Source organism: Cupriavidus sp. OV096 (genome assembly GCF_900115455.1).
Lineage (GTDB): Bacteria > Pseudomonadota > Gammaproteobacteria > Burkholderiales > Burkholderiaceae > Cupriavidus.
In genome coordinates, this window is record NZ_FOWM01000001.1 from 713,091 (window position 1) to 725,942 (window position 12,852).

Sequence of the window (12,852 nt, forward strand, 5' to 3'; positions counted from 1 at the left end):
GATCGTGCTAGGGCTTAGCGGCTGCCCCGGCGCCGTTGCCAGCGAGGCCGGCCGTTTGCCGATGGGCTACCGTGTGGCGCCTGCCGGCTACCCCTGGACCGGGCGCCTCCATGCCATCGGCTTCCGCACCACCGCCGATGCCAACCGGCGTGGGGTACTGCACCTCTGGGAAGCGGGAGAAAGGCTCGACCAGCGCGACACGGACACGCGTCGCCTCTATCTGGGCGGGACGCGGCTGACGCCCTTGCGGTGGCCCGCCATCGATGCGGAGGCCAAGCAACATCTCAACATCGATCCCACAACCGGCCAGCCCGACACCCACGGCGCGGACCGGCTCTCGTGGCTTCGTGGCAACCGCCCCAACCCGCTCATGCGCCCACGCGACACCCGGCTTGCCAGCGCCGCCGGCGCGCGCGTGCACGTGGTGGCGCCACCGGCGTGGCAGCCCATGCAACCGGGCCACACCGCCTTCCGCAACGCACATGCACTGCGGCCAACCACCGTCTGGCTGGGCACGCGCGATGGCATCCTGCACAGCTTCGACGCGATGACGGGCCGGGAACGCGCCGGCTACCTACCGCGCGCCGCACTGGCCGAAGCCGCCGCCCTAACCGCCGTGGGCACGCGGGTGCCGGCCCCGCCGTGCCCAAGGCCCCATAGCGTGGATGCTGACCCAAACGGCCGCTGGCGCACCCTTCTCCTTTGCGCCACACCCGCTACGGCGCGCACGCCCGGCACCGCATTCGTCCTCGACGTATCCACTCCGGACGCCGACACACCCATCCAACTGATCTGGGAAGTGACGGGAAGCGACGCCTTGCCGCTGACCGGCAGTGGCCCGCTACGCGCCGCCATGCTCAGGGTCGACAACGAGCGGCGCTGGTTCGCCGTCGGCATCCTCGCGCCGGGCACGCCGGCGGGTGCACGGGCGGCCTTGGCGCTGCTTCCGCTGGACCGGCCGGCAGGCGCCTGGGCGACCACCGGCCGTGTTCCGCGACTGCCGCTACCTGAACAAGGCTGCGACAGCAAGACGGCCACCACGCAACTCCTCGCCGTCACGGTGCGGAGCGATGCCAGTGGCGCCGCCCGCGCCGCCTACGCCATCGACGATGTAGGCCGCCTCTGGCGGTTCCCCCTCGACGCCCTTGGCGCCGATACGCCACCCGCAACATGCCTGCATCGCCAGACCGCCAGCAGACGTGGCAGTGTCGAACCACCCGTGATCACGTACACCGGTGCTACCCCGCTTATTGTCTACGGCACCGGCAACGCCGTGTCCGCCATTCCGGACCACACCGAAAAGCCAGCCAACCCACGCCAGATCCGCGCAATCCCGAGCGGTAACGGCGTGGTGCTGCGTGCCGTCCCCTCGTCGGACCCCCCCGGCACGACAGGATGGACGCTCGCGCTACCCCATCCGGGCGAACAGATCGAGACACTGGACGCCGCCAGCCCTGCCCATCTCTCCTTCACCACGCTGGCACCCGATGGCCGTGCACGGAGCTACCTGATCGACGCCGCTACCGGGGAGTCGGTCACCGTCCTGCAGGCCGATGGCAAACCCGGCGCCGCCATCACAGGGTTGCCGTTCGATCCGGCCTTCGGTGGTCCGTTCGTCAGCCTCTCCCCGGTCATCGAAGGTGCCACTCCGGCGCCCGGCATCTCCCGGCGCGATGTCCATTCCCTTGCCCTGTGGCAGGTCGATGGCGACGGCGCCTACCTGCAACAACACGCCTACCTGACACGCCGGCGCGGTCGGCTGGGCTGGCGCGAACTGATCCGGACACCGCTATGAGCATCGCCATGACGCACCGACCCTGCCTGCCGCACACCCAAAGCAGCGGCTTCAGCCTCGTCGAGTTGATGATCACCCTGATGATCGTCGTGATCCTCGCCGCCATGGCGCTACCGGCATGGCGGCAGCATTTCCACCGGGCGTGGCGCATGCAGGCACGTGCCGAAGCGGTCACCGCGATGCTGGCGCTCGAGCGGCATGCCCTCAGCGCGTCGACGTTTGCGAGCGCCCTAGACGCAACCGCCCCGGCCGGCCATTGGCCCCGCCCCGTGCCTGCGCCGCCCGCCCCGGTCCGGCACTGGCTGACGGCCACCAGTTGCGCCGGACTTGACCTGTCCCGCTGCGTCGAAGTCCGCGCCACGCCCACTTTTGTCGATACGCGCTGCGGCACCCTCGTGCTGCGGAGCACGGGCGAGTGGCTTTCCCTGCTCACCGCGGCGAATCCGCCCGCTCGACTGCCCGAAGGGTGCTGAAATGCAACAGACCGCAATCGCGCATGTCCGCCGGCGCAGCGGCATGACGCTGACCGAACTCCTGGTCTCGCTGGCCGTGGCCGCCATCCTCGCGGCCATCGCCTTGCCCACCCTGCGCCACATGCTGGCCGAGCACACCGTGACCTACGCCGCAGACCGGCTGGCGGCATCGCTGGCCATGGCACGCACCACGGCGGCCAACCGGCGCGTCGAAATCCGGCTCGGGCCCTTGCCGGGCGCCACCACGCTCGATGGCGGATGGCAGCTCGCACCGGTGGCACCCCAGGCGACCACCGGGCCGCCCATCGCCGTGACGGCGCTGGATGCCGCCTGCCTGCGCGTGACCCTGCGCGGCACCGATGGCGCCAAGGGACCGCCTGCGCTCCGCTTGACACCTGTGGGATACTCTCGATCGGAACGCGGCGGTTTCTACGCGGCCACGTTCCATGTGCGATGCCGCGGTGCGCAGCGGCAGGTCAGGCTCGGCGCCCAGGGGCGCATCCGGATCTGCGGCGCCGGCCCCGATGCCGACTGCGACTGATCGCCCTGCTTTCTCACCTAACGGCACAGACTGCCTCGCCATGTTTTCCGACTCCGACCATACCGCCATGGAACTGGCCCTCGCGCTCGCCGCGCGGGGCATGTTCACCACCACGCCCAACCCGCGCGTTGGCTGCGTGCTGATGAAGCATGGCGAGATCATCGGGCAGGGCTATACCCAGCCGGCCGGTCAGGACCATGCCGAGATCCAGGCGATGAAGGACGCCCTCTCGCGCGGCCACGATCCCGCCGGCTCCACCGCCTATGTCACGCTGGAGCCGTGCAGCCACTTCGGCCGCACGCCGCCGTGCGCAGAGGCGCTGGTGCGTGCGGGCATCGCCCGCGTGGTGGCCGCCATGGAAGACCCCAACCCGGCGGTGTCCGGGCGCGGCCTGCAACGGCTGCGCGATGCCGGCATCGACGTACGCTGCGGCCTGCTGGAAAAAGAAGCGCGCGATCTCAACATCGGCTTCGTCTCGCGCATGACGCGCGGCCTGCCGTGGGTGCGCGTGAAAGTGGCCGCTTCCCTCGATGGCGGCACCGCGCTGCATGACGGCACCAGCCAGTGGATCACCGGCAAACCCGCGCGCGACGATGGCCATGCCTGGCGCGCCCGGGCCTGCGCCATCCTCACCGGCATCGGCACCGTGCGGGACGACAATCCCGCGCTGACCGTGCGCGCCATTCCCACGCCGCGCCAGCCGCAGCGCGTGCTGGTGGACTCCCGGCTGGAGGTGTCGCTCGATGCGCAGATCCTGAACCGCGACACCGGGGATTTCGCCAAGCCCGTGCTGGTCTTCTGCGCCGTGGAAGACGCCGCGCGGCAGCGTGCACTGGAGGCACGCGGCGCCGAGGTAGTGGTCCTGCCCAATCCGCACGGCAAGGTCGAACTTCGCCGCATGTTGCAGGAACTGGGCAAGCGCGGCATCAACGAATTGCATGTGGAAGCCGGCTTCAAGCTCAACGGATCCCTGATCCGCGAGGGCTGCGCCGACGAGCTGCTGATCTACCTTGCGCCCCGGCTGCTGGGCGATGCGCAGGGCATGTTCAACCTGCCACCGCTGGCCCGGCTCGAGGACGCCGTCGACTTCCATTGGCACGAGGTGCGCCAGATCGGCGACGATCTCCGGCTGATTGCCCGCCGTGGCGACAGCAAGCACTGACATCACCCTGAACAGACAGACCCTACGCATTCCGAGGCAAGCATGTTTACTGGCATTGTGGCGGCCGTTGGCCGCATCGACACCGTCTCCCCGCTGGGCAACGCCGACGCCGGCGTACGCCTGCGCATCGCCGCTGGCGAACTGGACCTGACCGATGTGATCATCGGCGACAGCATCGCCATCCAGGGTGCCTGCATGACCGTCGTGGCCATGCAGGACGGCCAGTTCGACGTAGACGTTTCCCGAGAATCGCTCGACAAGACCGTGGGCCTCGACAAGCCGGGCCGCGTCAATCTCGAGAAGGCACTGCGGCTGGCCGACCGGCTGGGCGGCCATCTCGTGTCCGGTCACGTCGATGGGCTCGGCGATGTCGTGCGCTTTGCCCCGGTGGGCGAATCGCACGAGCTGCGCATCCGCGCCCCGCGCGAGCTGGGCCGCTATCTGGCCTACAAGGGTTCCGTCGTGGTGAACGGCGTCTCGCTGACCGTGAACAGCGTCAGCGACGTGGCCGAAGGCTGCGAGTTCTCGATCAACCTGATCCCGCACACCGTAGAAGTGACCACGCTGAACGAACTCAAGGCTGGCGCGCGCGTCAACCTCGAGATCGACTTGATCGCGCGGTACGTGGAGCGGATGCTGTCCGCCTCGCAGGGCGAGTCCGTCTCACTGCTCTGAGGGCGACAGGTCCGAGAACCGCGGCGCCCCGGCCACGTCGAGCGTGCCGTCCGGGCGTTCGATGAAAATGCCGCGCGCCACGTTGTGCGGATGCCTGGCCGCTTCCGCCACGCTCAGCACGGGCGCGTAGCAGACATCGGTGCCGCCGAGCAGCGCATCCCAGTGGGCACGCGGCTGGCTGCGGAACAAGTCGGCGAATCGCGATTTCAGCGCCGGCCACGTCGTGTGGTCGTACTGCGCAGCGGGATCCACATCGGTCATGCCGAGTTTGGCGAGCAGCAGCGCGTAGAACTGCGGTTCCAGCGCGCCGATGGTGATATGCCCACCGTCCGCGCAGGCATAAACATCGTAAAACGGCGATTGATGGAAGGGGCTTGGCGTGGGGCCGTCGATCTGGCCGTTGTTGCGCACCCATAGCGCGATACCGCCGAGCATGGCCACCATGTCGACGATGGCGCCGTCCACCACGCGCCCCCGGCCGCTGGCGCGCGCATCGACCAGCGCGCAGGCGATGCCGAAGGCGAGGCCCAGCGCCCCGCCGGCGTCGCCCACCACGGTCGGCGGGATGGCGGGCGTCTCGCCGGGCCGCGCGGACAGCGACAGCATGCCCGTGAGCGCCACGTAGTTGAGATCATGTCCGGCCGATTGGGCCAGCGGCCCGGCCTGCCCCCAACCGGTCATGCGGCCATAGACCAGACGCGGGTTGCGCGCGGCGCAGTCGGCGGGGCCGAGTCCCAGCCGCTCCATCACGCCGGGGCGGTTGCCCTCGATCAAGGCATCGGCGCCGGCCACCAGCGCGAGCGCTTCCGCCAGCCCCGCCGGGTTCTTCAGGTCGAGCGGCACGATGGTCTTGCCCCGCCGCAGCGGACTCTCCTTATCGCCACCAAGTTGCGCCGCCACGGCCACTTTCTGCTGGCGCGCGATGACGATGACCTCCGCCCCCATGTCGGCCAGCATCCGGCCCGCCAGCGGACCGGGGCCAATCCCCTCGAACTCAACGACACGAATTCCCATCAGCGGCAAGGTCATGCGGCAGGCTCCCGATACGTATCCAGTGAGTGACATGATAAGCGGGCAGCCGCGTCCGTAACTGTCGTCCGTCACACCGCGGCATATAAGTGCCTGATGCGCCATATTAGAGCCGGCCTAGGGCGGGACCGAACCCGGCCGCTTGGCGTACAATAGCGGGCTTGATTTCGCCGGCTTTGTTGCACCTGCCTCCGGCCCTGCCCGCCTACTGCCACCCGCTGTATTCCCTGACGTTGCCCCAGCCATGACTATCGCCCGTACCGAAGACATCATTGCCGACATTCGCGCCGGCCGCATGGTCATCCTCGTTGACGAGGAAGACCGCGAAAATGAAGGCGACCTGGTCCTGGCGGCCGACTTCGTCACGCCGGAAGCCATCAACTTCATGGCGAAGTACGGGCGCGGCCTGATCTGCCTGACGCTGACCGCCGAACGCTGCCGCCAGTTGGAGCTGTATCCGATGGTGTCGCGCAACGGCACGGTGCACGGCACGAATTTCACGGTGTCGATCGAGGCAGCCGAAGGCGTGACCACCGGCATCTCCGCCGCCGACCGCTCGCGCACCGTGCAGGCTGCCGTGGCCCGCGACGCCAAGGCCAGCGACCTCGTGCAGCCCGGCCACATCTTCCCGCTGACGGCGCAGCCCGGCGGCGTGCTGATCCGCGCCGGCCATACCGAAGCCGGTTGCGACCTCGGCGCCCTGGCCGGCCTGACGCCGGCGGCCGTGATCTGCGAGATCATGAAGGACGACGGCACCATGGCGCGCCTGCCGGATCTGGTCGAGTTCGCGCGCGAGCACGATCTCAAGATCGGCACCATCGCCGACCTGATCCACTACCGCAGCCGCACCGAAAGCATCATCGAGCGCGCGGGCGAGCGCACCATGCAGACGCCGTGGGGCACCTTCCAGGGCGTGATCTACCGCGACAAGCCCACCGGCCGCGCCCACTTGGCGCTGGTCAAGGGCCAGCCGCGCCCGGACACCGAGACGCTGGTGCGCGTGCACGAGCCCCTGTCGGTACTCGACCTGCTGGAATCGGCCCGCACCACGCACTCTTGGAGCCTGCCGGCCGCGCTCGAGGTGCTGCATGGCGCCGAGCAAGGCGTGATGGTGCTGCTGAACGTGGGCGATTCGCCCGAGCAGCTGTTTTCGCAGTTCGCCGCGCTGGACGCCCCGCAAGACCGTCCGCGCCGCAAGCCGGACCTGCGCACCTACGGCATGGGCGCCCAGATCCTGCGCGACCTCGGCGTGGGCAAGATGCGCGTGCTGGGCTCGCCCCAGAAGATGCCGAGCATGACCGGCTACGATCTCGAAGTGACCGGCTGCCAGCCGATGCACGGCGAAGCCAACTGCGACTAAGACGAACGAATTTTCACGAATATCGATGGCGGCCAGCGCCCTTCCGGCGCGGCCAGCCACCCTTCCCCGAACAATTGGAGAACTGACAATGGATCACGGCTTCTACCCCAGCAACCTCGAAGGTGAAGGCCTGCGCATCGGCATCGTGCAGGGTCGCTTCAACGAGCCCGTCTGCGACGAGCTGCGCGAGGCCTGCGTGGCCGAACTCGAAAAACTCGGCGTCGAAGGCGAAGACACGCTGGTCGTGACGGTGCCCGGCGCGCTGGAAATTTCGCTGGCGCTGCAGAAGATGGCCGAAAGCGGCCAGTTCGACGCGCTGATCGCACTCGGCGCCGTGGTGCGCGGCGAGACCTACCACTTCGAGCTGGTCTCGAACGAGTCCGGCGCCGGCATCACGCGCGTGGGCCTGGACTTCAACGTGCCCATCGCCAACGGCATCCTGACCGTGGATACCGACGCGCAGGCGCACGCCCGCACGCGCGAGAAGGGCCGCGACTGCGCCCGCGCCGCCGTGGAAATGGCGAACCTGGTAGTCGCGCTGGACTCCCTGCGCAGCGGCCAGAACGACGAAGATGAAGACGAGGAAGCATGATGAGTGACGCCACCGACACTGGCGACGCCGGCAAGCCGGGCGGCGCCAAGCCGGCCCGCACCGAGCCCAAGGCCCCGCCGAAGAGCGCGCGCCGCCGGTCGCGCGAGCTGGCACTGCAGGGCCTCTATCAATGGCTGCTGAATCGTAACGATATTGGTGCGATTCAAGCCCACCTGCATGACGCGCAAGGCTTCAACAAGGCCGACAGCGAGCACTTCGACGCCCTGCTCAACGGCGCCGTGCGCGAGGAAGCGCGCCTGACCGCCGCGTTCGAACCGTTCCTGGATCGCCCCGTGGCCGAACTGTCGCCCGTGGAGCGCGCCGCGCTGCTGGTTGGCAGCTTCGAACTCGTGCATTGTCTGGACATTCCCTACAAGGTCGTCATCAACGAGGCCGTGGAGCTGACCAAGACCTTCGGCGGCGTGGAAGGCTACAAGTACGTCAATGGCGTGCTGGACAAGCTCGCCGCCCAGGTTCGCGCGCCGGAAGTCGCTGCGCGCCGCTAAGCCTCCCGTCACTGCTGGCTGGCACCAGCCCAGAGCACCCGCCCCGGCGGGTGTTTTTGTTTCGGCGCCATATTTCCGCGCATCGCGTGATCCTTTGGGATCCGCGCCGCGCTGCCTACCCTTACCCTCAAGCCACCCCAGCCCTCTGCCTATCCTGACCGCCATGGACCTCCAGCGCCTTGCCACTGCCTCCCGCCTCGCCAATATCGACGCCTTCCACGTCATGGAACTGGCCAAGCAGGCCGCCGAACTCGAACGGGCCGGGCGCCACATCATCCACATGGGGATTGGCGAGCCGGACTTCACCGCCGCCGCGCCGGTCGTGCATGCCGCGGAGGCGGCCATGCGCCGGGGCGTGACGCAGTACACCGGGGCGCTGGGCATCCACGCGCTGCGCGAGGCCATCGCTGGCTACTACAAGACCGCCTATGGGATCGATATTCCCGAGCGCCGCGTGATCGTGACCGCCGGCGCTTCCGGCGCGCTGTTGCTGGCCTGCGCGGTACTGGTAGAGATTGGCGCCGAAGTGCTGATGCCCGATCCGAGCTACCCCTGCAATCGTCATTTCGTGGCCGCCTTCGACGGCCGGGCGCGCATGGTGCCGAGCGGGCCGGCCGAGCGCTTCCAGCTCACCGCCGCCCAGGTGGCCGCCAACTGGGGGCCGGACACGCGCGGGGTGCTGCTGGCGTCGCCGAGCAATCCCACCGGCACGTCGATCCTGCCGGACGAGCTGCGCGGCATCCTCGCCGAAGTCCGCCGCCGCAACGGCTTCGCCATCCTCGACGAGATCTATCAGGGCCTGTCGTACGATGCCCCGCCGGTGTCCGCGCTGTCGCTGGACGACAACGTGGTCACCGTGAACAGCTTCTCGAAGTATTTCAATATGACGGGATGGCGCCTGGGCTGGCTGGTGGTGCCGGACGCGCTGGTGCCGGCCTTCGAGAAGGTCGCGCAGAACCTGTTCATCTGCGCGTCGGCGGTGGCGCAGCACGCGGCGCTGGCCTGCTTCACGCCCGAGGCGCTGGCGATCTACGACGAGCGCAAGGCGGAATTCCGCCGCCGCCGTGACGCCATCGTGCCGGCGCTGGAGGCGCTGGGGCTGCGCGTGCCGGTGAAGCCGGACGGCGCCTTCTATGTCTATGCCGACTGCCGCCACGTGAACCACCCCCATGCGGGCGATGCCGACAAGCTGACGCAGGCCATTCTGCATGACGCCGGTGTGGTGATGGTGCCCGGCACGGACTTCGGCCCGCATACGGCGCGCGACTACATCCGCATCTCGTACGCAACGGCCATGGAGAACATCGAGGAAGCGATGCAGCGGCTCCACCATTTCCTGCGCTGAGGATCCGGGCCGGCCATCGCTATCTATATAGATACAGCGCAAACGAAAAGAGCACCCCGAGGGGTGCTCTTTTTCTTCCGCAGCCTGACGATCAGGCCGCCTGGGCCGTGGCCGTGGCCGCTTCCAGCTTTTCGGCCGTCGTCGGCTTGGCGTCGACCGGCTTCGCGTCGTTGGCGGGCAGGCCCAGCAACTGGCGCAGGCGGGCGCGCTCGGCCAGCACCTTGGCGCCGTAGCCGCCATCGGTGTTGGTCGTGGCGGCACCCACGTAGTACTTCAGGCCGCCTTCCAGCGAACCGGCACGGGCGATGCAATCCTTCAGCACCAGCGCGCCGATCTTGATGTTGGCGTACGGGTTCAGCGCGGCGGACACACCGCCCACGGCTTCGTACTTGTCCTGGTGGACCTTCGTCATGACCTGCATCAGGCCCTGCGCACCCACGCCGCTTTCGGCGTACGGGTTGAAGCTGGACTCGATGGCGATCACGCCGAGGATCAGCAGCGGGTCGATGCCGACCTCGCGGCCCGTCATGTACGCGGCCTTCACCAGTTGCCCGGTGGCCTGCGCCGCCACACGGTACTTGCGGGCGATGTAGTCCGCCACGGCCGCCTGCTCACGTGCGGAGCCGAGCGCCGTCGTGTTGCGGGCGTCCAGCGCCACGCGCTGCACCGGGATCTGCGCGGCCAGGTGCGCCACCGACGGGACCTTGCCCGCGGCCGACACACTCCACTCGTCCACGCCAGACACCGTCGGCAAGCCGTTGGTGGCATGCGCCAGACGCGCGGCGGCCACGTCGGCCGAGACCGGCGGCACGCCAGTGCTGGCACGGGCCGTGGTAGCCGGCAGGGCGGCGCCGAGCAGTACCGTGGGTGCTTCCTTGCCCGCCAGCGCGCCAGCGAGCGACGTCCGCCATTGCTGGCTGACCGTCAAGGTGACTGCTGCGGCCACAGAAAGCACGCCCAGGCTGTTCAGGGTGTACTTCAAGGTGGTACGGCTGCCGCGCAGCAAGGCGCGACCTGCCACCGGGTGGGCCAGGCGCATTTGCAGCGCGCGGTTCACACCGGGAACCGGTTGTCTGAAGCGGACCTGCAACGCCCGCCCGACACCGGGAAGATGAAGGGTTTTCCAACCGCTCATACTTACCTCCATCCGCTGCCCGCTGCGCGCGTGCCAATTGCCACGCGTGCCCGATCTCAACGTACTCAAGTAAGGATGCTGCGCCACCTAGCAGGGGTGTCCAGCACCTGTTGGCGGGCGCTCCCCATGCGCCCAACGAGAAACAGGGTACGCTCTTGGGGAAACGCACCCTGCCACTAAAAGACTCTCACGCTCCGGCATCCCGCCGGAGGACCCCGCCGCGCACGCTTGCTACACGTATCGCGATCAAGATCAAAGGAGGTGTGGTCACGCTGGCTTTTTTAAAGAGCGCCTCTTGACAGAAGCCTCAAGCCATGTTGCGGCGCAACACCCCACAGAGCAGACCGGATTGTAGGAACCCTTTTATAACCCGTCAAGCATAACGAATGCACAAGTCACTACTTTTAGAAATATGTAACGGCGTTATTTAAGCGGCGGCTACATCACCCGGAGGCTCGGGATCGTAGGACTGGCCTAGGGTTACCCTTCCTTTGAGGACCGGTCTACACCGCAAAAAATTTACATTTCTCGTACGCTTCCGACACGATTTTTTTGCACCGCCGGACGCTGATGTGTATCGTCACACACCTCGCCAGGGCACGCCATGGATTGGCGCAGCGCGGCAACCTTCACAGATTTCACTATGCAATACAAAGACTTGCGCGATTTCATCGGCCAACTGGAGCAGCTTGGCGAGCTGAAACGGATCGCCACGCCGGTCTCGCCCAATCTCGAAATGACGGAGATTTGCGACCGCCTGCTGCGCGCGGAAGGTCCCGCCGTGCTCTTCGAGAAACCGAGCGTGCAATCTCGGAACGATGCAGGCGCGGGCCATGACGCTATCTATAAGGTGCCGGTGCTCGCCAATCTGTTCGGCACGACACGCAGGGTGGCGATGGGCATGGGCGCGAACTCACTCGAGGACTTGCGCGACATCGGCCGCGTGCTCTCGGCGCTCAAGGAACCCGAGCCGCCGCGCGGCCTGCGCGAGGCCGGCAAGCTGTTCACGCTGGCCAAGTCCGTGTGGGACATGGCGCCGAAGCGCGTGAGCAGCCCGTCCTGCCAGGAGATCGTCTGGGAAGGCAACGACGTGGACCTGGGCCGCCTGCCGATCCAGACCTGCTGGCCCGGCGACGCCGCCCCGCTGATCACCTGGGGCCTGGTGGTCACCAAGGGCCCGCACAAGAAGCGCCAGAACCTGGGCATCTACCGCCAGCAGGTCATCAGCCGCAATCAGGTGATCATGCGCTGGCTGGCGCATCGCGGCGGCGCACTGGACTTCCGCGAGCACGCGCTGGCCAACCCCGGCAAGCCCTTCCCGATCGCCGTGGCGCTGGGCGCCGACCCGGCCACCATCCTCGGCGCCGTGACGCCGGTGCCCGACACGCTTTCCGAATACCAGTTCGCCGGCCTGCTGCGCGGCAGCCGCACCGCGCTGGCCGGCTGCCTGACGCCGACCTTGTCCGAATTGTCCGTGCCGGCCTCGGCAGAGATCATCCTCGAAGGCCACATCCAGCCCGATCCGGCCCACCCGTCCGGCTACCAGCATGCGCTGGAGGGGCCCTACGGCGACCACACCGGCTACTACAACGAGCAGGACTGGTTCCCGGTCTTCACGATCGACCGCATCACCATGCGGCGCGACCCGATCTACCACTCCACCTACACCGGCAAGCCGCCCGATGAGCCCGCCGTGCTGGGCGTGGCGCTGAACGAGGTCTTCGTGCCGCTGCTCCAGAAGCAGTTCCCGGAAATCACCGACTTCTACCTGCCGCCCGAGGGGTGCAGCTACCGCATGGCGGTGGTGCGCATGAAGAAGCAGTACGCCGGCCACGCCAAACGGGTGATGTTCGGGGTCTGGAGCTTCCTGCGCCAGTTCATGTATACGAAGTTCATCGTCGTGGTGGATGACGATGTGGACGTGCGCGACTGGAAGGAGGTCATCTGGGCCATCACCACCCGGGTCGATCCGAGCCGCGACACGGTGATGGTCGAGAACACGCCCATCGACTATCTCGACTTCGCCTCGCCGGTCTCCGGCCTGGGCTCGAAGATGGGCATCGACGCCACCGACAAGTGGCCCGGCGAAACCACACGCGAATGGGGCCGGACCATCTCGATGGATCCCGCCGTCAAGGCGCGCGTGGACGAGATGTGGGGCACGCTGTTCGAATCGGGGGGCGCCGCCAGGTGATCTCGGAGACGGTTATCATGTGACCTCGCATCGCGCCGCGCCGGC

Annotated in this window: 12 protein-coding genes; 10 read left to right on the top strand and 2 right to left on the bottom strand. The window is 67.9% G+C overall.

Annotation, left to right across the window (positions count from 1 at the left end; genetic code table 11):
* The first annotated feature begins 4 nt into the window (after positions 1-4).
* Genes BM115_RS03310 through BM115_RS03330 form a run of 5 tightly spaced genes read left to right on the top strand, consistent with a single transcriptional unit; the run spans position 5 to position 4,646 of the window.
* The gene (locus BM115_RS03310) at positions 5-1,795 is read left to right on the top strand and encodes a pilus assembly protein (RefSeq protein WP_255370675.1); all 1,791 of its coding nucleotides are present in this window, start codon (positions 5-7) and stop codon (positions 1,793-1,795) included.
* Entirely contained in the window at positions 1,792-2,268 is a 477-nt protein-coding gene (locus BM115_RS03315; RefSeq protein WP_092290531.1) for a type IV pilin protein, read from the top strand. Before BM115_RS03310 ends, BM115_RS03315 begins: the two co-directional genes overlap by 4 nt.
* A 1-nt stretch (position 2,269) precedes the next feature.
* On the top strand, positions 2,270-2,809 hold the full coding sequence (locus BM115_RS03320; protein ID WP_092290533.1) for a GspH/FimT family pseudopilin: 540 nt from the start codon (positions 2,270-2,272) through the stop codon (positions 2,807-2,809).
* Positions 2,810-2,849: 40 nt separating this feature from the next.
* Positions 2,850-3,971 (top strand): bifunctional diaminohydroxyphosphoribosylaminopyrimidine deaminase/5-amino-6-(5-phosphoribosylamino)uracil reductase RibD, encoded by a 1,122-nt coding sequence (gene ribD, locus BM115_RS03325; protein ID WP_092290535.1) that lies wholly within the window; start codon positions 2,850-2,852, stop codon positions 3,969-3,971.
* Positions 3,972-4,013: 42 nt separating this feature from the next.
* Positions 4,014-4,646 carry a riboflavin synthase gene (locus BM115_RS03330; RefSeq protein WP_092290537.1) on the top strand — a complete coding sequence of 211 codons (633 nt, stop codon included), beginning with the start codon at positions 4,014-4,016 and terminating at the stop codon, positions 4,644-4,646.
* Here the strand turns inward: BM115_RS03330 and BM115_RS03335 are convergent.
* On the bottom strand, positions 4,635-5,675 hold the full coding sequence (locus tag BM115_RS03335; RefSeq protein ID WP_092290539.1) for a CaiB/BaiF CoA transferase family protein: 1,041 nt from the start codon (positions 5,673-5,675) through the stop codon (positions 4,635-4,637). The genes BM115_RS03330 and BM115_RS03335 overlap by 12 nt on opposite strands.
* A 244-nt stretch (positions 5,676-5,919) precedes the next feature.
* On the opposite strand from BM115_RS03335, the gene ribBA reads away from it, so the two are divergent.
* The 4 genes from ribBA to BM115_RS03355 all read left to right on the top strand — a co-directional run bounded on the left by ribBA (position 5,920) and on the right by BM115_RS03355 (position 9,478).
* A complete protein-coding gene (ribBA, locus tag BM115_RS03340; RefSeq protein WP_092290541.1) occupies positions 5,920-7,035 on the top strand; it encodes a bifunctional 3,4-dihydroxy-2-butanone-4-phosphate synthase/GTP cyclohydrolase II in 1,116 nt (371 codons plus the stop codon).
* A gap of 88 nt (positions 7,036-7,123) precedes the next feature.
* The gene (ribH, locus tag BM115_RS03345) at positions 7,124-7,627 is read left to right on the top strand and encodes a 6,7-dimethyl-8-ribityllumazine synthase (protein WP_092290543.1); all 504 of its coding nucleotides are present in this window, start codon (positions 7,124-7,126) and stop codon (positions 7,625-7,627) included.
* Positions 7,627-8,133 (top strand): transcription antitermination factor NusB, encoded by a 507-nt coding sequence (nusB, locus tag BM115_RS03350; RefSeq protein WP_092290545.1) that lies wholly within the window; start codon positions 7,627-7,629, stop codon positions 8,131-8,133. Before ribH ends, nusB begins: the two co-directional genes overlap by 1 nt.
* A 163-nt stretch (positions 8,134-8,296) precedes the next feature.
* Positions 8,297-9,478, top strand: coding sequence for a pyridoxal phosphate-dependent aminotransferase (locus tag BM115_RS03355; protein WP_092290547.1), 1,182 nt, complete (start codon positions 8,297-8,299; stop codon positions 9,476-9,478).
* Between the two features lie 91 nt (positions 9,479-9,569).
* Here the strand turns inward: BM115_RS03355 and BM115_RS03360 are convergent, their stop codons facing one another.
* On the bottom strand, positions 9,570-10,613 hold the full coding sequence (locus tag BM115_RS03360; RefSeq protein WP_092290549.1) for a lytic transglycosylase domain-containing protein: 1,044 nt from the start codon (positions 10,611-10,613) through the stop codon (positions 9,570-9,572).
* A gap of 643 nt (positions 10,614-11,256) precedes the next feature.
* On the opposite strand from BM115_RS03360, the gene ubiD reads away from it, so the two are divergent.
* Positions 11,257-12,807, top strand: coding sequence for a 4-hydroxy-3-polyprenylbenzoate decarboxylase (ubiD, locus tag BM115_RS03365; protein WP_092290551.1), 1,551 nt, complete (start codon positions 11,257-11,259; stop codon positions 12,805-12,807).
* Positions 12,808-12,852: the final 45 nt, after the last annotated feature.